The sequence below is a fragment of the Rhodococcus sp. T2V genome (assembly GCF_029269925.1).
GTDB classification, from domain to species: domain Bacteria; phylum Actinomycetota; class Actinomycetes; order Mycobacteriales; family Mycobacteriaceae; genus Rhodococcus_F; species Rhodococcus_F koreensis.
The window spans coordinates 108,549-129,616 of sequence record NZ_JARJBD010000014.1 but is presented as its reverse complement, the minus strand read 5'-3'; the positions used below and the strand labels follow the sequence as shown (position 1 = coordinate 129,616).

Genomic DNA, 21,068 nt, shown 5'->3' with positions numbered 1-21,068 from the left:
CGCGCGATATGAGTTCCGAACAGATTCTCGCTGCCGCAGAAGAGGTCCGGTCGGCGGGTCCGAGCGCTCCCCGGCCCGGACGGGACCCGATCAACCTGCCGATGATCCGCAATTGGGTGGAGGCGATCGGCGACAAGAATCCGATCTACGTCGACGAGGCGGCGGCGCGGGCAGCGGGACATGACGGCATCGTCGCCCCGCCCGCGATGGCGCAGGTGTGGACGATGCAGGGCCTGAACGCCGTTCGGCAAACCGACGACCCGCTCGGGCGTATGACGACCATCCTCGACGAGGCCGGGTTCACGTCCGTCGTCGCCACCAATTGCGATCAGATCTACCACCGCTACCTGACGGTCGGCGAGGAGGTCACCATCACCACGACCCTCGAGGACGTGGTGGGCCCGAAGAAGACGGGCCTCGGCGAGGGGTGGTTCTTCAACACGCGCAGTGTGTGGCGCGACTCCGCAGGCGAACCGGTGGCCGAGATGCTGTTCCGGATCCTGAAGTTCATGCCGAAGACCGACCGGCCCGGGCCGTCGGGGAACGGGCAGGGTGCGTCCTACGACGACCTGGACCCGTCGAGGATGATGCGGCCCAGCGCCTCGCAGGACACCCAGTTCTTCTGGAACGGCGTGGCCGCGCACGAACTACGCATCCAGCAGCGCGAGGACGGGTCGCTGCAGCACCCGCCGGTGCCCGCGCTGTGGAAGGACAAGACGGAGGCGACGGACTACGTCGTCGCGTCCGGCCGCGGCACGGTGTTCAGTTACGTCGTCCACCACGCGCCGAAGGTCCCGGGACGTTCGCTGCCGTTCGTGGTGGCGCTGGTCGAACTGGAGGAAGGCGTCCGCATGCTCGGCGAACTGCGCGGGGTCGAGCCCGCCGACGTGACGATCGGGATGCCCGTGGAGGCGATCTACCTCGACTTCCCCGGCGACGACGAGACGGGCGGCGCCCCGTGGACCCTGTACGCGTGGCAGCGCGGAGCGAAGGAGCAGTCATGACGTCCACTCTCGATGTCGTCGCGGGAACGACGCTTCCGGAACTGTCCGTCATCGGCGACCCGACGTTCGTCGTCTCGGCCGCACTCGCGACGCGCGACTTCCAGGACGTCCACCACGACCGCGACCTGGCGCAGCAGCGCGGATCGAAGGACATCTTCGTCAACATCCTCACCGACACCGGTCTGGTGCAGCGGTTCGTCACGGACTGGGCGGGACCGACCGCGGTGATCAGGTCGATCGCGCTGCGCCTCGGGGTGCCGTGGTACGCCTACGACACGCTCACGCTGAGCGGCACGGTGGCGTCGGTGGACGACGGCGTCGTCACGCTCGACGTCGTCGGGAAGAACGCTCTCGGCAACCACATCACGTCGAAGGTGACCCTCGTCCTGGACGGACGCACGAACGGAGCGGGTGCATGAGCGGGCTGTCGGGCAAGGCTGTCATCGCCGGGATCGGCGCCACCGACTTCTCGAAGGATTCGGGCCGCAGCGAACTGCGGCTGGCGGCGGAGGCCGTGACGGCGGCGCTCGAGGACGCCGGGCTGACACCGGCGGACGTCGACGGGCTGACGTCCTTCACGATGGACACCAACACCGAAGCGGCTGTGGCCCGTTCGGTCGGTATCCCGGATCTGAAGTTCTTCAGCCGCATCCACTACGGCGGGGGCGCGGCGTGCGCGACCGTGCAGCAGGCCGCGATGGCCGTCGCCACCGGCGTCGCCGACGTGGTGGTGGCGTACCGGGCGTTCAACGAGCGATCGGGGATGCGGTTCGGGCAGGTGAACTCCGGTCTGGTGCAGCAGGTGAACTCGTCCGGTACCGACAACGCGTTCTCCTACCCGCACGGCCTGTCGACGCCTGCGGCGTTCGTCGCGATGGTCGCGCAGCGGTACATGCACGAATACGGCGCCACGAGTGAGGACTTCGGGCGGGTCGCGGTCACCGACCGCAAGCACGCGGCCACCAATCCGAACGCCTTCTTCCACGGCAAGCCGATCACCCTCGAGGACCACCAGAATTCCCGCTTCATCGCCGAACCGCTGCACCTGCTCGACTGCTGTCAGGAGTCCGACGGCGGCATCGCGATCGTGGTCACGTCGCCGGAGCGGGCGAAGGATCTGCGGCAGAAGCCGGCGGTGATCGCGGCGGCGGCGCAGGGGAGCGGCAGCGACCAGTACATCATGACCAGCTACTACCGGCCCGAGCTCGCGGGACTGCCCGAGATGGAACTGGTCGGCAGGCAACTGTGGGATCAGGCCGGACTCGGCCCGCAGGACATGGATCTGGCGATCCTGTACGACCACTTCACCCCATACGTATTGATGCAGCTCGAAGAGCTCGGCTTCTGCGGTCGCGGCGAGGCCAGGGACTTCATCGCCGACGGCACCATCGATCTCGACGGCAGCCTGCCGCTCAACACCCACGGAGGCCAGCTCGGGGAGGCCTACATCCACGGCATGAACGGCATCGCCGAAGGGGTGCGGCAGATCCGCGGCACGTCCGTCAACCAGGTCTCCGGTGCGCAGAACGTCCTCGTCACCGCAGGCACGGGGGTGCCTACGTCGGGGTTGGTGCTGACGGCCTGACACCGGCCCGTGACTGCCTGCGCGCAATGTGTTTCGCGACGTAGGCGGCGTCGCGGCCCACCCCGCCGGTGAGCATCGACGCGAAAGCCTGCAGGAACGGCAGACCGACGAAATACAGTCCGGGATGGTCGGGTGAGACTCCGCGGGACTGCTCGGGCCACCCGTCCGCACCGGTGACGGGGATCTGGATCCAGGTCGTGTCCTTGCGGAACCCGGTGCACCAGATCACGTTGCGGACGTCGAGTGCGGTGCCGTCGTCCAGGATCGGTCTGCCGTCGCGCACGTCGGTGACCTTCGCCGGGAAGTGCTCCACACGAGCCGCGGCCAGGTCGGCGCGCTTGACCCGCAGCAGTGGGCCGCCGCCCGAGCGGACGTGGGCGCGCATCTTCCGGCCGATGGGGGTGCGTTCGGTCAGAACGTGATTCGCCATGAACCACATGATCGGGATGGCGACGTGCGCGGCGCGCCCCTCGAGGTCGAACGGCACCTCACCGCGGACGGGACCGCAGATCGTGGTGCGATGCGAACGGGAGACCTCCAGGGCGATGTCCGCGCCGGAGTGGCTGCACCCGACCACCAGCACCGGCCCGTCCTGCAGTTGGGAGGGATTGTGATAGTCGCTGGAATGCAGTTGCCGGATCCGGGGGTCGAGGCGGTCGGCGAGGCCGGGGATGACCGGGGTCTGCCAGGTGCCGGACGCGACGACGACGTTGCCGGCCTCGAATCGGTCCGTCCCGGCGGTGACGACGTAGCGGTCGCCGAGACGGGACAGTCCGTCCACGGTGACGCCGGTCCGGACCGGCAGCGCGAACCGCTCCGCGTAGGCCTCGAAGTAGTCGGCGACCTCGTCCTTCCCCGGCCAGGACCAGGCGGGGGCGGGAATTCCCCAGCCGGGCAGCCCGTCGTACCGGGCCGGACTGTAGAGCCGGAGCGAGTCGAACCGCTCCCGCCACACGTCCCCGACGCGGTCGTGGGCGTCGAGGATCACGAAGTGCTGCCCGCGTTCGGCGAGGTGGTAGCCGGTGGCGAGGCCGGCCTGTCCGGCACCGATCACGATCGTGTCGAAACGTTCTGTGGACATCGGGTGCCTTCTTCCCTCGGCGTTCGGTGGTTGTGCTCAACGCTAGGAGCGAGGCCGATCCGGGCGCGTCGGGAGAAAGGCGCAGATACGTACGACCGTATGGGTACTTTCATGTAGCCGGGCCGACGAGGTGATGCTCGTAGGCATAGGCCGTGGCCGCCGACCGCGACGAGATTCCCAGCTTGACGAAGATGTTGCTCAGGTGCCGCGCGACCGTCTTCTCGCTGAGGAACAGTTCCGTCGCCACCGCCCGGTTACTCTTGCCCGCCGCGACGAGCCGGAGCACGCACACTTCACGCGGGGTCAGCGGAGTGGAGTCCGCGGACCCGGGACGGAACTCCGCCCGCAGTCGCTCGAGGTCGGGGAGCGCGCCCAGTTGCCGGTACGTGGCGGACGCGAGGTCGTGCTCCATCTGCGCGGTGTCGTCGTCGCCGAGGTCGCGGCAGACCAGCGCGACCGACTCCCGGACCCGCGCACACTCGTAGGGCGCGCCGATCTCCTGCCAGCGCCGCCACGCGTCACGCAGAACCGTCAGCGCGTCACTGCCCCGCCCCTCGGCGTGCAGCACCGATCCCGAAGCCTGCGCGGCCAGGGCGCACAGATAGGGAATCGCGAACCCGGTTGCTGTCGAGTCGAGTTCGTCCGCGGCCGATCTCGCCGCCGGGACGTCGCCCGAGGCGAGCAGGATCTCCACGCACGCGGGCAGCAGCCGGGCGCGTTCCACGGCGCCGGTGGCCTCGTCCAGCGCGCAGCGGATCGACGCGGCCGCGCTGCCGACCCGCCCCTGCGCCATCCGCAGCAGCGCGAGTCCGGGTTGCGGGCGCCTGCCCAAGCGGTTCGCCTCCAGGAACAACTTCTCGGCCTGGGCGACCTCGCCGCGCAGGCGGTGGAGGTCGGCCATCACGTAGGCGGCGGACCCGGCCGCGGGTTGCGAGGCGAGTCGCTCGTGCGCCCGCCGCGCCGAGTCCATCGCCGTCGGCCACTCGCCCTGCAGTTGCAGGATCTCGGCACGGTGGACGAGGCACTGGCCGCGGTAGGGGACGAGTCCGGGTTGCGAAGAGCACCATTCCTCCAGCGCCACAGTCCATTCCCGGGACCGCCTGAGGTCGCAGATGTTCTGGCACTGCTCGATCACGGCGCAGTACACGATGCCCGCGACCACCGGGGACACGTTGTCGGACGTCACCCCGACCATCGCCTCGTCGAAGGCGGACACCGCCTCCGCGACGTGCCCCAGCAGGACGAGCGAATGGCCGGTGCCCAGCACCCCGAGCGTCGTCAGATCCGGGTCGGCGAATCGGATGCCCACGTCCGTCACCGCGCGGAAGATGTCCTGGGCCGCGGTGCCGTCGCCGTCGTCGATCCGGCGCAGCCCCTGCGGCACCAGCAGGTAGCCACGCTCCGGGCAGTCCACGCCCGCGGTGTCCAGAAGTCGCTGCGCCTTGCCCAGCCAACCGCCGCCGCGGGCGTGCTCACCCCGCATGAGCAGGCCGAACGAGAGCCAGAACGCGCACCGCGCCGAGCGCACCGGTCGACCCGTGCGGGTCCACTCGTGCACCGCCCGCTCCCACCATTCGGTGCTGGCGTCGTCCTCACCGAGCAGGTAGGCGGCGGTGGCGAGCCGTTCGAGGTCGTCACCCGGTAGCGGGTTCTGCCGATCGGCGCTCGACAGGCGGGTGTAGGTGTCGCGCCAGTCCCGCCGCTCGAAGGCCGCACGGCCCGTCCGGAGTTCCGACGCCGCATCCGACATCATGGTCTCCTGCCGAAGATCTGCGCGCTGACCTGCCCGAATTTCAGACTACCGCCGCAGAGGGCCTGCCCGGAACGTCGAATAATCCGCTGCACCTGTCGGTGCCTCGAGTCACACTGGGTCGACACGCCAACGGATGGGAACTTCTGATGGTCGATGCGATAACGGCAGAGGGTCTGGTCAAGAAGTACGGCAAGGTCACAGCGCTGGACGGGGTCGACCTCGCGGTCCCGTCGGGAACGGTGATGGCGCTGCTCGGCCCGAACGGCGCAGGCAAGACGACGGCGGTACGCGTCTTCACCACCCTCCTCGTCCCGGACGCCGGCCGCGCGCAGGTCGCCGGTCTCGACGTCGTCCACGACGCGCGGGTGCTCCGGTCCCGGATCGGCGCGTCGGGTCAGTACGCGGCCGTCGACGAGTACCTCACCGGTTTCGAGAACCTCGAGATGGTCGGGCGGCTCTACCACCTCGGGGCCAAACGCAGTAAGGCGCGCGCTCGCCAACTGCTCGAACAGTTCGACCTGGTCGAGGCGGGAGATCGCCCCGTCAAGGGCTACTCGGGCGGCATGCGCCGGCGTCTCGACCTCGCCGGAGCGCTGGTGGCCGAGCCGGAGGTGCTGTTCCTGGACGAACCGACCACCGGGCTCGACCCCCGCGCCCGGCTGGCACTGTGGGACGTCATCGACAATCTGGTCGCCCGGGGTACCACGCTGCTCCTGACCACCCAGTACATGGAGGAGGCCGAGCGCCTCGCCGACCAGATCGCGGTGATCGACCACGGTTCGGTCATCGCCCGCGGAACCGCCGACGAATTGAAGGACCGCGTGGGCGGTGAGCGCATCGAGTTGAGCGTCCGGGAGGGCATCGACCTCTCCGTCGTGCGCGACGAACTGGCCTCACTCGCCGCAGGCGACATCCTGCTGGAAGAGAACGTCCGCCGGGTGACGGTGCCGGTGACCGGCGGTGCGGACGCCCTCGTCGAAGCGCTGGGACGACTCTCCAATCGAGGAGTGAAGGTGTTCGACGTCGGTCTGCGCAGACCGACCCTGGACGACGTCTTCCTCACCCTGACCGGACACGAAGCCGAAGAGGAGCACGTCTCATGAGCGCACCACAGACGGCGTCCGTGCACACCGCGCTCGCGGACGGGCTCACGATCGCCAAGCGCAACATGATCAAGATCAAACGCGTCCCCGACCTCATCGTGTTCACCACGTTGTCGCCGATCATGTTCGTGCTGCTGTTCGCGTACGTCTTCGGCAGCGCGATCCAGGTTCCCGGAATGTCCTACCGCGAATTCCTGATCGCCGGGATCTTCACGCAGACAGTCATCTTCGGGGCCACGTGGACGGGCCTCGGGATGGTCGAGGATCTGCAGAAGGGGATCATCGACCGATTCCGGTCGTTGCCGATGGCCCCGTCCGCCGTCCTCCTCGGCCGCACGTCCACCGACGTCCTGATCAACATCGTCAGCCTCGTCGTGATGTCGCTGACCGGTTTGATCATCGGGTGGCGCATCCACTCGAGTCTCGGCGAAGCCGTTCTCGGCTACCTGCTCCTGTTGTTGTTCGCCTACGCCCTGTCCTGGGTGATGGCGGTGGTCGGGCTCTGGATCCGCACCCCGGAAGTGTTCAACAATGCCAGTTTCATCGTCATCTTCCCGCTGTCGTTCATCGCGAACACGTTCGTCGAGACCACCAACCTGCCCGGTCCGCTGAAGGTGATCGCCGAATGGAACCCGGTGTCCGCGGTGACACAGGCCGTGCGGGAACTGTTCGGAAACACCAACCCGGCCATGACCGTTCCCGACGCCTGGCCGTTGCAGCACCCGGTCATCGCCTCACTCCTGTGGTCGGCGGTCCTGCTGGTGATCTTCGTACCGTTCGCGATCCGGCGGTACAAGAAGGCGGTCAGCCGCTGAGCGCTTGCCGGCCGTGCTGTCGCCGGACGAACGGGACGCCCGTTGCGTCAGATCGAACGAGCGTCCCGTTCGTCCGAGGCGCTAGTGGAGTTCGCGCGGCGAATCGACGTCGCGTCCCGAGCCCAGATCGGAGCAGTCGACCGTCTCGGCGCCGTGTGCCGCGAGGTACTTCCGTGCGCCGGAGTCCCCGGTGAGGCTGCGCCGCAACGGGAGCCAGTGGTCCCGGCCGATCAGAACCGGGTGCCCCGGGCGTCCGCCGTAGTGGGCCTGGCGGAGCGCCGACCGGGCATCACCGGCCGGGCTGTCGCCGGGTACCGACACCACCCGCCGGACGGCGTCGACACCGAGGTCGGGGAGATCGACGAGGGTGATGACGACGGCGTCGACGTCGTCGAACGCATCCGCGACCTCCAGCCCCCGGCGCAGGGACGCGGACAGCCCCGACTGCCAGTCGTCCGCGATCCCGACGGTGACGGGGACGACGCCCGGCAGCAGGTGCTCGGCCTCGTCGGCGCGGGCACCGAGCACCACGACGGTCGGCGCGCATCCGGCCTCCGACAGGATTCGGACCCCGCGCGCGAGCCACGGTTCCCCGTCCGCGCCGACGACGAGTGCCTTCGGTATACCCATGCGCGAACCGGCCCCGGCCGCGAGCAGCACGCCCCCGATCGTCATCGAACACTCACCGTCCCGCGTTGCATGCGTTCAAACATACGTCGGTGCGGCCGTAGACTGGCCGGTGACCTCGGCGGGCCCGACGAACGGCACGCCCAATCGGAACGGACGGACGCATGGTGGATCCGAACAGAGTCGTCGAACCCGCCCAGCGGGGATTCGCGCAGCGATGGGGTGGCGCGGGCAGCATCGTCGACCTCGACGGTCCCGTTCACTGGGTCGAATACGGCGAGGACACCGGGTGCCCTCCGGTGGTGATGGTCCACGGGCTCGGCGGCTCGCACCTGAACTGGGTCCGGATCGCGCCGGTCCTCGCGCGGCGCACCCGGGTGCTCACCGTCGATCTCCCCGGATTCGGGCTCAGCCCGTCCGGGCGACGCCGGACGGGCGTCGGCGCCAACGCGAAGGTGCTGCACCGCTTCCTGCGCGACGTCGTCGGCCGCCCCGTGATCCTGATGGGCAATTCGATGGGCGGCATGATCTCGCTGTTCGAGGCGGCGGCGCACCCGGAGACCGTCTCGGCCCTGATCCTGGTCGACCCCGCACTGCCCGTCGCGCAACGGATTCCGGACCCGCGGGTCGCCGCACAGTTCGCGATGTACTTCACCCCGTTCGTGGGGGAGCGGTTCCTGCAGTACTCGAGCCGGAAGATGACGGACCGGCAGCTGGTCGAGCGCACGATCGACCTGTGCTTCGCCGATCCGAGCCGGGCGTCGGAGGATTCTCTGGACGCCGCAACGGCGCTCGTGGGTTATCGCCGCGCACTGCCGTCCGAGGACGCGGCGTTCCTTCAGGCCAGTCGCTCCCTGATGCGCGTACTGGCGCGTCCGCGGCGATATCTCGATGCCATGCAGTCGATCGCGCAGCCCGTTCTGTTGCTCCACGGCGACCGTGACCGGCTGGTCCCGGTCGCGGCGGCCCGCAAGGTGGCGACCGCGAATCCGCGGTGGGACAGCGTAATTCTCGCGGACGTGGGGCACACTCCACAGCTCGAAGTTCCCGACGCGATGCTCGACCGCGTGCTGACGTGGGTCGACCGGCACGGTCTGATCGACGTCTAGATTTCGGCGGTTCCGCCGGTCCCGGCGATCGACTGGGCGAGCGCGCGGAACAGGTGCGTCAGTTCGGGTCGCGTCGCGGTTCCGCTCCGGACGACGCCGCACACCGGGATGCGCAGCCGATCGTGCGCTTCGCGCAGGAAGCTCAGCCCCCGGCGGGGCGTGGCGTCGGCGGTGTCGGCGTACAGCACGGTCCACGACCGCGGGGTGGTGAGGACGTCGAGGGTGGCCGTGTGGTCGCTCGGGATCGACGGTCCTAGCATCACCCGCTGCCCGACCTGCCGGAATGCGTCCTCGACCACGTTGTGGATCAGGATCTGACTGCTGCGGGGCGGCAGCAGCAGGGGGTACGGCGCCAGTTCGCCGAGGTCGACGGTCGAGACCCCGGCCAGCGGGTGTCTGCTCGACGTCACGATCACCAGGTCTTCGAGCCCGAATTCCACGGTTTCGAGGCCCGGCCGGTCGACGCCGCCGCGGATGAGCGCGAGGTCGGCGTCGCCCGACGCGACCGCGGTCATTCGGTCGGTGAAATCCTTGATGACGAATTCGATGTCGAGCTGCGGGAAGTCTTCGCGGACAAGCGATATCGCTTCCAGGCTCTGGGTCGCGAAGCTCATGCTCGCACTGATCCGGAGTCGGTTGCGCGGGTCGAGTCCCACCGACAGCGCGCGCGCCTCGAGGCCCATCATCTCCGCGGCGATCGGCATCAGGCGTTCGCCCGCCGCGGTCAGCCGGGTGGCGCGCGTCGACCGCTCGAGCAGGGTGGTGCCCAACTCGGTTTCGAGTTTGGCGATCTGATGGCTGATCGCCGACTGGGAGATGAAGCAGCGTTGTGCCGCGCGCGAGAAACTGCCCTCCTCGCCGACCGCGAGGAAGTAGCGAAGCTGTCGGAACTCCATGATCTGAGGTTACGTCCTTCGGGGAAGACTTATGAGCAATCGAGATAACACTATTTCGATTTCCCCAGCTTACTGGCAATTAACGCCGGTCGATCCCTAATGTGGAGCTCATACGCGGAGCTAAGTAGACGCATGAAGCAGTAGGAGGTTTTCGGTGGATCGCACACAGGTCGTCATCGTGGGATCGGGATTCGGCGCACTCGCGGCGGCGAAGAAGCTCGGCAAGGCCGGCACGCCGTTCGTGCTGATTTCCGAGACCACCGAGCATCTGTTCCAGCCCCTTCTGTACCAGGTCGCGACCGGTGTCATCTCACCCGGCGAGATCGCGCCGTCCATCCGCGCGATCCTCGCCAAGTACCCCAGCGGCGACGTCCGCCTGGGCCGCGTCGTCGACGTCGACCCGGACAAGAAAGAGGTCGTCTACGAGGCCGGCAGCATCCGCCACACCATCGGTTACGACAGCCTCATCGCCGCGACGGGCGCCCGGCAGGCCTACTTCGGGCGCGACGAGTTCGCCGAGGTCACGTACGCGCTCAAGACCGTCGCCGACGCCGACCGGCTGCGCAGGCAGATCGTCCGCTGCTTCGAGGAGGCGCACACCACCTCCGACCCGGAGCGTCGCCGCGACCTGCTGCACTTCATCGTGATCGGCGCCGGCCCGACCGGTGTCGAACTGGCAGGTCAGATCAAGGAACTGGCGGGCCGCTACTTCGAGAAGTCGCTTCGCGACATCACGTCCGAGGAGGTCACCGTCACCCTCGTCGAGGGTGCGAACGAGACGCTGCCGGTCTTCGGCGGCAAGCTCAGCAAGTACACGCAGGACTCGCTGGAGAAGGCGGGTGTCGAGGTGGTTCTCGGCACGATGGTCACCGACATCGACGAACACGGTGCCACCCTGTCGTCGCCGAGCACCGGCTTCGAGAAGCGCCTCACGGCGGACACGATCATCTGGTCGGCAGGCATCCAGGCCAACGACTTCGCGGCTGTGCTCGCGGACCGGACCGGTTGCGAGACCGGGCGCGGTGGCCGTCTGCTCGTCGACGAGGACCTCACGGTGGGCCGCTACGACGACGTCTACGCGATCGGCGACATGGCGTCGCTGAACAACCTGCCCGCGCAGTCGCCGTTCGCGATGCAGGGTGGACGCCACGTCGCGGCCATCATCACCGGGAAACGAGCCCTCGGCACGCCGTTCACGTACCGCGACAAGGGCAGCATGGCGATCATCAACCGGTTCCGCGCGATCACCCGCGTCGGCAAGGTCGAGCTGACCGGTGTGCTCGCCTGGTTCCTGTGGCTCGCCGTGCACCTGGTCTACCTGGTCGGATTCCGCAACCGGTACGTCGCGGTGATGTCGTGGTGCGGTTCGTTCCTCGGACACCGCCGCCCGCACTTCCACTACGCCCAGGAGATCGAAACGATCGAGTTGAGCGACCAGCGAGAGGACGCCGCGGCCTAACGTGGTCCCATGACCGTCACCAGCGCTGGAGTACTCCTGTATCGCACAGACGATGCGGGGGTGCTCCAGTTGTGGATCGTACACATGGGTGGCCCGTTCTGGGCGCGCAAGGACGAGGCCGCGTGGTCGATCCCCAAGGGCGAATACGTCGCCGGCGAGGATCCCTACGCGGCCGCGCTACGCGAGTACGAGGAAGAGATCGGCGCACCGCCGCCCGCAGTCGAGTACGAGTTGCTCGGCGAATTCCGTCAGCCCTCCCGCAAGGTGATCACCGTGTATGCGGCAGAGGTGAACGAAGAGGTCGCCTTCGTCGAGAGCAACACGTTCGAACTGGAATGGCCGCCACGGTCGGGGAAGATTCAGCAGTTCCCCGAGGTCGACGACGCCCGCTGGTTCCCGTCGGATGTCGCCGAAACGAAGCTGGTCAAGGGCCAGCGTCCCATTGCGCGTCGCGCCCGTGAGTACTTGTTAACGTCGGGCGGTTAACAAGTACTCACGGGCGGCGAAGCCGCACGCCAGACGGCGGCGGGGGTCATCGGGAGCCGCCGAAGCCGGGCGCCGGTGGCGTCCGCGATCGCGTTGGCCAGGGCCGGGGCGACCGGGTTGTACGGGGACTCGCTCATCGACTTGGCGCCGTGCGGGCCCAGCTCGTCGTAGGTGTCCGCGAAGTAGACCTCGGTGTCCGGCACGTCCACGAGCTGTGGGATGTGATAGTTCCGCAGCTGCGGGTTGAGGACGGTCCCGGCGCCGTCGAGCAGGATCTCCTCGTACAGCGCGCTGCCGATGGCCTGCGCCACGCCGCCCTCGACCTGCCCGCGGCACTGCTGCGGGTTGAGGACCGTGCCGGCGTCCGCCGCCTGGATGGACTGCAGGATCCGGACCTCCCCGGTGACGGTGTCGACCGCGACTCGGAAGGCGTGCACGTTGAACACCACCGACCGCGGGGTGCCGTCGTGGTGGCCCTCGGCCCGGAGTGGACCCTCGGGCACCAGCTTGTCGAGTTCGACGGTCCGCCCGGCGACCACGACCGCGTCGGGAGTGAGCGCGCAGTCGCTGTCCTCGCCGGCGCCGGCGACGCGGCGGGCGACCTCGAACAGCTGCTCCCGCAGCCGGGTTCCGGCGAGATGTACCGCCTTCCCGGCGACGACCGTGCCTGCCGAACCGAATGCTCCGGTGTCGTGCCCGGCGACGTCGGTGTCGGATTGGATCACGGTGATCCGGTCGGCGGTGGTGCCGAGCGCGGACGCGGCGAGCTGCGCGTGCACGGTGGTGGTGCCGTTCCCGAACTCGGCTGTGCCCACCCGCAGTTCGTACCGGCTGCCCTCGACGAGGGTGCAGGACACGTCCGCGAAGTGCCCCCGCGGCGGGATGGTCGCGATCATGGACGCCGCCATGCCCTCGCCGACCCGCCACTGCGGCCCGTCCGGTGGAAGCGCGTCGTTGCCGCGGCGCAGTGCGGCCTCCGCCAAGTCGAGGCACTGGTCCAGTCCGTAACTGCCGTACGTGAGGTCGCCGTGTTCGACTTCGAAATCGACGAAGTCGTCACCCGGGACGACCACGTTGCGACGACGCAACTCGAACGGATCGATTCCCAGCTCCGCGGCCAGTTGGTCGAGCGCGGACTCCACCGCGAAGATGATCTGCCCCAGCCCGTAGCCACGGAACGCCCCCGACGGCAGGTTGTTGGTGTAGACGGCCTGGGCGTCCACCCGCTTGTTCGGCGACCGGTACAGCGCAACGGATTCGCTGCAACCGTGGAACATCACCCCCACCGAATGATTGCCGTACGCACCGGCATCCGACAGCACGTCGACGGCGAGTGCCGTCAGCTTGCCGTCGCCGTCGGCACCGACCTTCACCGACACCCGCATGGGATGCCGGCACGGGGCGATCGTGAACTGGTCGGACCGGGTGAACTCGTACTGCACCGGTCGGCCGGTGCGTAGCACGGCGAGGGCGACGAGGTCCTCCACCAGCATCTCCTGCTTCGCGCCGAAGCCGCCCCCGACGCGGGCCGTGAACACCCGGACCTGCGCGCGGTCGAGCGAGAACAGGTGAGCGAGTTCGTCGCGGACGAGGAAGGGCACCTGGGTGCTGCTGCGGAGGGTGAGGCGACCGTCGGAGTCGAGCCAGCCGATGGCGGAGTGGGTTTCGAGATGCGTGTGCTGCACGCGCTGGGTCTGCCACGTGCCCTCCACCACCGCGCCCGTGTCCCGCGCCGCCGCGAGCCCGGCGGCGACGTCGCCGGTCTCGCCGTGGACCTCGGCCACCAGATTCCGGGCCGGGTCCGCGATCCGGGACTCGGGGCCCTTGTCGCCGTGCAGCAGGGGTGCACCCGGGCGGCGCGCCAGGTCGGGGTCGAAGACCGGTTCGAGGACCTCGTATTCCACCTCGATCAACTGCAGTGCGCGCTGGGCGATGTCGACGGAGTCCGCGACGACGGCGGCGACGCGTTGCCCGCGGAACCGGAGGATCGTGTCGAATACGTAGGTGTCGTCGGGGTCGTCGGTGCGGAACTCGTGACGCGCGGTGGAGAAGGCCACGCCCGGACTGTCGCGGTGGGTGAGCACCGCGTGGACGCCGGGCAGTCGCTCGGCGGCAGACGTGTCGAGGCGGGTGATGCGGGCGTGCGGGTGCGGGCTGCCGAGGATCTGGATGTGGGTCAACCCGTCGACGGCCAGGTCGAGCGTGTACGGTTCGGCTCCGCACACCACCCGGGTGGCCGCGGGTGCGGGAATTGACCGTCCGAACGACTCACCGGCACTGTCCGATTCGGTGGTGCACACGCCGCCGACGGCGTCGCGGACGGAGCGATAACCGGTGCAGCGGCAGAGATTTCCCTTCAGTGCGCGCGGCAGGTCGGCGCGTTGTCCGGCGTCGAGCGCGGACGCGGTCACCACCATCCCGGGTGTGCAGAACCCGCACTGGAATCCCGCCGCGTCGACGAATTGCCGTTGCACGGGATGGAGTCGGTCGGGACTGCCGAGACCGGCGGCGGTGGTCACCTCGCGGTTCTCCGCACGATGCGCCGGCACCACACAGGAGTGCACCGGGGCGCCGTCGAGCAGCACGGAACAAGCGCCGCAATCCCCGGCGTCGCAGCCCTTCTTGACCGCGAACCGCTGCTGTTCCCGCAGGAAGGTGCGCAGGCACTGACCGGGCCGTGCGTCGGCGTCCACCGACTGACCGTCGACCGTCAACTTCATTCCAGCTCCCTCCGGATCTCCTCGGCGAGCACGCCCGTGACGTGGCGACGCCAGTCCGCGGCGCCGTGCGCGTCCGTCAGGTAGTCGTCGGGGGAGATCCGTTCGGCCAGAGCGGCGCTCAACAGATCGGTGCCGGGAACGGCAGGGAAGCGCAGGACGAACGGGCGGACGGTCGACGCGGTGACGGTCAGCGTGAATCCGTCCGCGCCGGCGCGTCCGGCGAGCAGGGCACCGGACCGTCCGAGCGGCGAGTACGCGATCTTCCGCAGCGACGTGCGGCCCCGCAACGCGGCGGCGGGGAGGTGGATGCTGCGGATCAGTTCACCGGCCCCCAGCGTCGTGCTGCCGGCCCCGGTGACGAACCGCTCTACCGGAACCCGGCGTTCACTGCCGTCGGCGGACCAGATCAGGAGTTCGGCGTCGAGCGCGCAGCACAGCGTGATCATCGCGCCGGCAGGCAGCGCCAGCGCGAGGTTGCCGCCGACGGTCGCGGTGTGCCAGATCTTCCACGACGCGACCAGCGACTCGGCGCACGGCCGGAACAGGTTCTTCGCCGACCACTCGGCGGGAAGCGTTGCATTGCAGAGGTTCTCGATGGTGCACGTCGCGGCGAGTTCGAGTCCGTCGTCGTGGACGGTGATCGCAGGCCAGTCGAGGGTGGCCAGGTCGACCAGCCGGGTGACCGTTGGTTGCGGCTCCGAATACAGCCAGGTGCCGCCCGCCAGGTACGCCGTTCCGGGTTCCGGCGCGGGCAGGTCGTCCCGGCTGCGCGGCGCCGAGATCTCCGTCACGAACGACAGATCCATGGTCTCACCCCGCCTTGCGCACCAGGGCCCGGTGGGCCTGCTCGACCTCCGCGGCGACGTCGTCCTCGTTCACGGTGATCACTCTTCCACGCTCGACGACGGCGCGCCCGTTCACCAGAAGTAACTCCAGCGGCGCGGTGGCCCCGAGGACGAGCGCCGCCACCGGGTCGGTGATGCCGGAATGCGCGAGGGTGTCGACCCGCCACAGCGCGAGGTCGGCCAGTTTGCCGGGTTCGAGGGAGCCGAGTTCGTCGTCCCGGCCGAGCACCCGGGCCCCGCCGAGCGTGGCGAGTTCCAGCGCGGTGCGCACCGTCATCTCGCGCGGGCCGCCGCGGGCCCGGGCGAACAGCACGGCGTGGCGGGCCTCCTCGAGCATGTTGCAGGCCTCGTTGCTGGCGGCGCCGTCGACACCGAGCCCCAGCGGAACCCCGGCCGCGTGGAGGTCCCGGGCCCGGGCGATCCCGGCGCCGAGGCGGGCGTTGGACGTGGGGCAGTGGGCGACACCCGTGCCGGTGCCGGCCAGGGTGGTGATCGCGACGTCGTCGAGGTGGACGGCGTGGGCGTACCAGACGTCGGGGCCCACCCAGCCGAGTCGCTGCAGGTACTGCACCGGGGTGCAGCCGAACCGGTCGAGGCAGAAGTCCTGCTCGTCAACGGTTTCCGCGAGGTGGGTGTGCAGTCGCACGCCGGCGGACCGGGCGAGGGCCGCGGCCTCGGTCAGCAGGTCGGCGGTGACGGAGAACGGGGAGCAGGGCGCCACCGCGACCCGCAGCATCGAGTCGGGCGCCGGGTCGTGCCAGCGGTCGACGACGTCCTGGGTGCCGGTCAGGATGTCGTCGAGACGCTCCACCACGGAGTCCGGTGGCAACCCGCCCCGGCTGTGGCCGAGGTCCATCGACCCCCGGCTGGGATGGAACCGCAGACCGACGGTCCGCGCGGCCTCGATCTCGGCGCCGAACACGTCGCCGCCGTCGCGGGGCACGACGTAATGGTGGTCGGTGGTGGTCGTGCACCCGTGTTTCGCCAGCCAGGCGAGACCGCCGGTGGCCGCGGTCCGGACGGCGTCGGCGTCGATGCCCGCCCAGATCGGGTAGAGGGTGGTCAGCCAGCCGAACAGGTTGTCGTCGGCGGCGAGCCCGCGGGTGATCCACTGGTACAAGTGGTGGTGGGTGTTCACCAGTCCGGGTGTCAGCAGGCAGCCGCGTCCGTCGACGACCCGTGCGCCCTCGATCACCGGCGCGGGACCGGCACCGACGTCGACGATGCGGTTGCCCCGCACGACGACGTAGCCGTCCGGATGCTCGGTACCCGACGTGTCGACCGTGGCGACGTACGCGCCGGCGACGACGACCGCGCCGGGGACGTCGGACATCAGCTGAGCCACCCCGCGTACGCGGACCACGCGGGCCCGGGGTCCGGGGCGTCGGAACGCTGCACCGTGGCCTGGATCAGGCCGTACGGGCGGTCGGCGGCGTGGAAGACCTCGTTGTCGTTCTCCACGCCGAAACGCGCGAGGTCGTGGGCGAAGTGGTGCTTGTTCGGCGCGGACAGGCGCACCTCCGCGAGCATGGGGTAGCGCTCCAGGATCGCCTTGCCGATCTCGTACAGCGTCTGCTGCAGGGCGAGCGAATGGACGGTCGCGAACGTCGCGACGATCTGCTCCTTGATGCCGGCGTAGACGCTGTTCCAGTCCACGTCGGTGGTGACGAACCGCCACTGCACGACCAGCGACGTCGCCATCACCCGGTCGTGGGTCTCCTCGAGGATCGTGTACTCGTCCTTCAGGAATCCGAAGAATTCGCTGCCCGTGGACTTGAGGATCACCAGATCCTTCAGCCCGCCGACCACCCACGTGCCGTCGGCGTCGACGGTGATCGCCGCGGTGCGCACCTCCTCGCCCTTGCGCACCCAGGTGTGGTCGTGTTCCGCCCCGTCGACCACCGCCCGCTGCCAGGCGTACTCCTCGATCTCGATGCGGGCACCCTCGACCGGGGCCACGTCGTCCACGAAGTGCCGTGCCAGCGTGAGCCCGTACTCCTCGATGGAGTCGAGTCCCTTCTCCTTTGCGTAGGAGTACGCCGTCTGCTTCTGGGTGTCGGTGGGCAGCACCGAACTCTGGTCGCCGGCGAGGTGCGCGGCCGAGAAGTCGCCGCGCAGGCACGTCGACACGCTCACGTCCCGGATTTCGTGCCGCGGGGTGTCGCGGTAGATCCGCACGATGCGGTTCTCGGCCTTGCCGTACTGGTGCTCGCCCAGGACGATGGCGCCGGTGAGGTCGGTCATTCTTCAGCTCCCGCGGTAGGTGGAATAGGCGAACGGGGACAACAGCAACGGGACGTGATACCCCCGCTGCGGGTCGTCGAGGACGAACGTGACGGTCACCTCCGGGTAGAACGTCTCCCGGCCGCGGGCGGCGAAGTACTCGCCGGTGGCGAAGACCAGCGAATAGGTGGCCGCGGTCAGATCGTCCGGCGCGATCTCGGCGATGCGGCCGTCCGAATCGGTCGTCGCGCTCGCGAGGACCTCGCCGTCCGGGGACACCAGTTGCACCTGCACCCCCGTTGCGGGTGTGCCGTCGGTGGCGTCCAGCACGTGGGTGCTCAGGATCTTGGACATCAGGGGACCGTGTCTCCGATCTCGCCGAGAAGGCGTTCCAGGCGCAACCGGTTGATGGCGGCCAGTTCGGTCCGCAGGATCCTGCGCTCCGTCGCGGCGTCGTTGCCGAGACGCGCGTGCAGCACGTCGAGCAGTTCCTGCGCCGACCGACCCGACGCGCACACCAGGTAGACGTGCCCGAACTTCTGCTCGTACTCCTCGTTGCCCGACCGCAGGCGCGCGCGGACGTCGTCGTCGGCGGACGCGACCGCCGACTGTTCGCGGGCCGACGACGGGTTGTCCGCGCGGTCGCCGATCCGCGGATGACCGGCCAGGGCCGCGTCGACCTCGGACTCGGTCAGGTCGGCCAGGACGTCGTCGGCGGCGGTGTGCAGCGCGTCGGCGGACGGGAACGGCCGGCCGGCGGCCATCCGCTGCGCCCACACCGTCGACGCGCAGCACTGCACCAGCAGGTCGGCGGCCCGCGCGTCGCTCAGTGCGTTGAACGCGATCAGGCCGGGCGGTTCGGTCATGACGGCTCCTCGCTCGTGCGCCTTTTCGGTACCTCTGGCTACCACTATGGCGCACAGGGCGCAGCCATTCGGGGTCAGCGACCGAAACCCTCGAGCAGTCCGGTGTACTTCTTGGGCAGGGGAGCCGCGAACTCGCCGCGCGCGCCGGTCCGCAGACCGAGCGTCACGAGGGACTGCACCATCAGGGTCGCGGCTGCCACGCCGTCGACCACCGGCACGCCGAGTTCCGCCGAGACGACCGCGCACAGGTCCGCCATGCCCGCGCAGCCCAGCACGATCGCGTCCGAACCGTCCCGGTCGAGGGCGACGCGGCAGGCCTCGGTGATCACCTTCACCGCGTCCGGGTCGCGGTCGAGGTCGAGGACGGCGATCTCGCATGCGTGCACCCCGAGGCAGAAGCGTTGCATGCCATACCGTTCGGCGAGTTCCCACGCCCGCCCCCGGGTGCGGCTCAGTGTGGTGACGACGCTGAACCCGCGACCGAGGAAGCTCGCGGTGTGCATGGCCGCCTCGGCGATGCCGAGCACGGGGCCGGAGGCCAGTTCCCGGGCCGCGTCGAGGCCCGGGTCGCCGAAGCAGGCGATCACGTACCCGTCCACGCCGGCCTCCTCGCCGCGCGCGATCTCCTCGAGAAGCCCGGGGACACTGAGTGCTTCGTCGTAATGACTCTCGATCGAGGCGGGGCCCATCTGCGGGCTCACCGCTTCGACAAGCGTCCCGGGCCCGGCGACGGAGCGGGCGCAGTCGCCGATCTTGTCGGTCATCGCCCGGGTGGTGTTGGGATTGACGATCTTGATGTGCACGTTCCTCGACCTACACCTCGGCCGGGGCCGTGCGGTGCGCACGACGCGCGCCGGTGGACAGCGCGAAATAGCAGAGGAATCCGATGCCCATGCCCAGGAACCACGAGTACTGGGCGGCGCCGGCCATGCCCCACACGTCGAGTCCGAACGGCTGGGCCTTGAGGATCACGGGAACCATCGCGACGAGCGCGCCGACGACGGTGGAGATGATCGCGGCCGGGTTGTAACCCTTCTTGTACCAGTATGTTCCGTCGTGCGACATGGTGAACATGTCGTCGAGGATGATCCGCTGCCTGCGCACCAGGTAGTAGTCCGCGATGAGGATTCCGAACAGCGGCCCGATGAAGGCGCCGAGTGTCTCGAGCGTGTAGTGGATCACCTCCGGGTTGTTGTACAGGTTCCACGGGGTGATCAGGACGGATCCGACGGCGGCGATCATTCCGCCCGTGCGCCAGCTGATGCGCTGCGGGCTGACGTGCGAGAAGTCGAAGGCCGGGGACACGAAGTTGGCGACGATGTTGATGCCGATGGTGGCGACGATGAAGGTGAGCAGGCCGAGGACGACGGCGAACAGGTTGTCCATCTGCGCGACCGTCTCGACCGGATCGGTGATCAGGCGGCCGTACACGGGCAGGGTCGCCGACGCGGTGACGACGGTGAGGATCGAGAAGAACAGGAAGTTCACCGGGAGGCCGAGGAAGTTGCCGCGCTTGACCGCGGCGAACGTCTTTCCGTACCGGGAGAAGTCGCCGAAGTTGAGCATCGGGCCCGAGAAGTACGACACGACAAGGGCAATCGCGCCCAGTACCACGGGCACCGCCGACCAGCCGGTGTAGTTCACTTCGCCGAGGTTCAGGCTGATGTTCGACCAGCCGGCCTCGCTGATCAGGTAGATGGCGAGCATCAACATCACGACGTAGACGGCGGGGCCGCAGAAGTCGATGAACTTGCGGATGCTTTCCATGCCGCGCCAGAAGACCAGCGCCTGCAGGACCCACATCGTCATGAACCCGGCCCAGCCGAGCGCCGACAGTCCGAGGAATCCGTGCTCGTGCACGTCCGCCCAGGGCGCCAGGCCCGGCCAGATCTTCAGACCGAGGATCACGAACGCGTGCGACGCCAGGTAGGTCTGGATTCCGTACCAGGCCACCGCGATGAGGCCGCGGATGACGGCCGGGACGTTCGCGCCCAGGACGCCGAAGGCGCTGCGGCACATGACCGGGTAGGGGACACCGGTGACCTGGCTGGGTTTGGCCACCAGGTTCGCGAACACGTTGACGATCGCGATGCCGACCACGAGGGCGACGAGGACCTGCCAGCTGGTCAGCCCGAGCGCGAACAGGCTGCCCGCGGTGACGTATCCGCCGACGCTGTGCACGTCGGACATCCAGAACGCGAAGATGTTGTACGACGACCACGACTGGGTCTTCAGCGGCGCGAGGTCGTCGTTGGTCAGTCGCGGGTGGTAGCCGGGTTTGATCAGCCCGGCGCCGGCCAGGTGTGCACCGGGGACGGTTTCCCCTTCGGAGGAGGAGGGCGCTGTCTGAGTCATCGTTTTGCTCCCTGGTGCAGTCCGGAGACGACTGCTTCGACGTGAGGGTGCCTCGGTGAAAAGCACACCACCGAAGCGCTGGGAGCAAAAGTAGTTTTCGGATATTTCCTGACTGTGACGGCGAAGATATATTCTCGCGGG

The 21,068-nt window shown here is 68.9% G+C and carries 20 protein-coding genes; 8 read left to right on the top strand and 12 right to left on the bottom strand.

Going from position 1 to position 21,068, the window contains the following annotated elements; all coding sequences use genetic code 11:
• Nucleotides 1-8 precede the first annotated feature (8 nt).
• From P3H15_RS14855 to P3H15_RS14845, 3 genes are read left to right on the top strand one after another with little or no spacing between them, the layout of a single operon-like run.
• Entirely contained in the window at nucleotides 9-1,004 is a 996-nt protein-coding gene (locus P3H15_RS14855) for a bifunctional MaoC family dehydratase N-terminal/OB-fold nucleic acid binding domain-containing protein (protein ID WP_276137935.1), read from the top strand.
• The gene (locus P3H15_RS14850) at nucleotides 1,001-1,423 is read left to right on the top strand and encodes a MaoC family dehydratase (protein WP_276137934.1); all 423 of its coding nucleotides are present in this window, start codon (nucleotides 1,001-1,003) and stop codon (nucleotides 1,421-1,423) included. Before P3H15_RS14855 ends, P3H15_RS14850 begins: the two co-directional genes overlap by 4 nt.
• Nucleotides 1,420-2,589 (top strand): lipid-transfer protein, encoded by a 1,170-nt coding sequence (locus tag P3H15_RS14845; RefSeq protein ID WP_276137933.1) that lies wholly within the window; start codon nucleotides 1,420-1,422, stop codon nucleotides 2,587-2,589. The genes P3H15_RS14850 and P3H15_RS14845 overlap by 4 nt, the downstream gene beginning before the upstream one ends.
• Here P3H15_RS14845 and P3H15_RS14840 read toward each other — a convergent pair.
• A complete protein-coding gene (locus tag P3H15_RS14840) occupies nucleotides 2,561-3,670 on the bottom strand; it encodes an NAD(P)/FAD-dependent oxidoreductase (RefSeq protein ID WP_276137932.1) in 1,110 nt (369 codons plus the stop codon). The genes P3H15_RS14845 and P3H15_RS14840 overlap by 29 nt on opposite strands.
• Before the next feature lie 109 nt (nucleotides 3,671-3,779).
• Nucleotides 3,780-5,420 carry a LuxR C-terminal-related transcriptional regulator gene (locus P3H15_RS14835; protein WP_346348780.1) on the bottom strand — a complete coding sequence of 547 codons (1,641 nt, stop codon included), beginning with the start codon at nucleotides 5,418-5,420 and terminating at the stop codon, nucleotides 3,780-3,782.
• Between the two features lie 149 nt (nucleotides 5,421-5,569).
• Between P3H15_RS14835 and P3H15_RS14830 the strand changes: the two genes are divergently transcribed.
• Nucleotides 5,570-6,526 carry an ATP-binding cassette domain-containing protein gene (locus P3H15_RS14830; protein ID WP_276137930.1) on the top strand — a complete coding sequence of 319 codons (957 nt, stop codon included), beginning with the start codon at nucleotides 5,570-5,572 and terminating at the stop codon, nucleotides 6,524-6,526.
• Nucleotides 6,523-7,341, top strand: coding sequence for an ABC transporter permease (locus tag P3H15_RS14825; RefSeq protein WP_072939452.1), 819 nt, complete (start codon nucleotides 6,523-6,525; stop codon nucleotides 7,339-7,341). The genes P3H15_RS14830 and P3H15_RS14825 overlap by 4 nt, the downstream gene beginning before the upstream one ends.
• An 81-nt stretch (nucleotides 7,342-7,422) precedes the next feature.
• On the opposite strand, the gene P3H15_RS14820 is transcribed toward P3H15_RS14825, so the two are convergent.
• Nucleotides 7,423-8,016 carry an NTP transferase domain-containing protein gene (locus P3H15_RS14820; protein ID WP_276137929.1) on the bottom strand — a complete coding sequence of 198 codons (594 nt, stop codon included), beginning with the start codon at nucleotides 8,014-8,016 and terminating at the stop codon, nucleotides 7,423-7,425.
• A gap of 116 nt (nucleotides 8,017-8,132) precedes the next feature.
• Between P3H15_RS14820 and P3H15_RS14815 the strand changes: the two genes are divergently transcribed.
• On the top strand, nucleotides 8,133-9,077 hold the full coding sequence (locus P3H15_RS14815) for an alpha/beta fold hydrolase (RefSeq protein WP_276137928.1): 945 nt from the start codon (nucleotides 8,133-8,135) through the stop codon (nucleotides 9,075-9,077).
• Here the strand turns inward: P3H15_RS14815 and P3H15_RS14810 are convergent.
• Nucleotides 9,074-9,973: a LysR family transcriptional regulator gene (locus P3H15_RS14810; RefSeq protein ID WP_276137927.1), complete on the bottom strand. Its 900-nt coding sequence runs from the start codon at nucleotides 9,971-9,973 to the stop codon at nucleotides 9,074-9,076. The two genes, P3H15_RS14815 and P3H15_RS14810, sit on opposite strands and share 4 nt — an antisense overlap.
• Before the next feature lie 154 nt (nucleotides 9,974-10,127).
• Here P3H15_RS14810 and P3H15_RS14805 point away from each other — a divergent pair, with 154 nt between their 5' ends.
• Together P3H15_RS14805 and P3H15_RS14800 are read left to right on the top strand one after the other, a co-directional pair.
• On the top strand, nucleotides 10,128-11,432 hold the full coding sequence (locus P3H15_RS14805; RefSeq protein ID WP_276137926.1) for an NAD(P)/FAD-dependent oxidoreductase: 1,305 nt from the start codon (nucleotides 10,128-10,130) through the stop codon (nucleotides 11,430-11,432).
• Nucleotides 11,433-11,441: 9 nt separating this feature from the next.
• Nucleotides 11,442-11,918 (top strand): NUDIX domain-containing protein, encoded by a 477-nt coding sequence (locus P3H15_RS14800; RefSeq protein WP_276137925.1) that lies wholly within the window; start codon nucleotides 11,442-11,444, stop codon nucleotides 11,916-11,918.
• Here P3H15_RS14800 and P3H15_RS14795 read toward each other — a convergent pair.
• The 8 genes from P3H15_RS14795 to P3H15_RS14760 form a co-directional block, all read right to left on the bottom strand.
• On the bottom strand, nucleotides 11,915-14,638 hold the full coding sequence (locus P3H15_RS14795; RefSeq protein WP_276137924.1) for a molybdopterin cofactor-binding domain-containing protein: 2,724 nt from the start codon (nucleotides 14,636-14,638) through the stop codon (nucleotides 11,915-11,917). The two genes, P3H15_RS14800 and P3H15_RS14795, sit on opposite strands and share 4 nt — an antisense overlap.
• Complete coding sequence (locus tag P3H15_RS14790; RefSeq protein WP_276137923.1) at nucleotides 14,635-15,444, bottom strand: xanthine dehydrogenase family protein subunit M; 810 nt, start codon at nucleotides 15,442-15,444, stop codon at nucleotides 14,635-14,637. Before P3H15_RS14790 ends, P3H15_RS14795 begins: the two co-directional genes overlap by 4 nt.
• A 4-nt stretch (nucleotides 15,445-15,448) precedes the next feature.
• Nucleotides 15,449-16,816, bottom strand: coding sequence for an 8-oxoguanine deaminase (locus P3H15_RS14785; protein WP_276137922.1), 1,368 nt, complete (start codon nucleotides 16,814-16,816; stop codon nucleotides 15,449-15,451).
• Nucleotides 16,816-17,727, bottom strand: a complete 912-nt coding sequence (gene pucL / locus P3H15_RS14780) for a factor-independent urate hydroxylase (RefSeq protein WP_276137921.1) — start codon at nucleotides 17,725-17,727, stop codon at nucleotides 16,816-16,818. Before pucL ends, P3H15_RS14785 begins: the two co-directional genes overlap by 1 nt.
• A gap of 3 nt (nucleotides 17,728-17,730) precedes the next feature.
• Nucleotides 17,731-18,060, bottom strand: coding sequence for a hydroxyisourate hydrolase (gene uraH, locus P3H15_RS14775; RefSeq protein ID WP_276137920.1), 330 nt, complete (start codon nucleotides 18,058-18,060; stop codon nucleotides 17,731-17,733).
• Entirely contained in the window at nucleotides 18,060-18,572 is a 513-nt protein-coding gene (uraD, locus tag P3H15_RS14770; RefSeq protein WP_276137919.1) for a 2-oxo-4-hydroxy-4-carboxy-5-ureidoimidazoline decarboxylase, read from the bottom strand. The genes uraH and uraD overlap by 1 nt, the downstream gene beginning before the upstream one ends.
• Nucleotides 18,573-18,646: 74 nt before the next feature.
• Complete coding sequence (locus P3H15_RS14765; protein WP_276137918.1) at nucleotides 18,647-19,375, bottom strand: aspartate/glutamate racemase family protein; 729 nt, start codon at nucleotides 19,373-19,375, stop codon at nucleotides 18,647-18,649.
• Between the two features lie 10 nt (nucleotides 19,376-19,385).
• Nucleotides 19,386-20,927: an NCS1 family nucleobase:cation symporter-1 gene (locus tag P3H15_RS14760; RefSeq protein ID WP_276137917.1), complete on the bottom strand. Its 1,542-nt coding sequence runs from the start codon at nucleotides 20,925-20,927 to the stop codon at nucleotides 19,386-19,388.
• Between the last annotated feature and the right edge of the window lie 141 nt (nucleotides 20,928-21,068).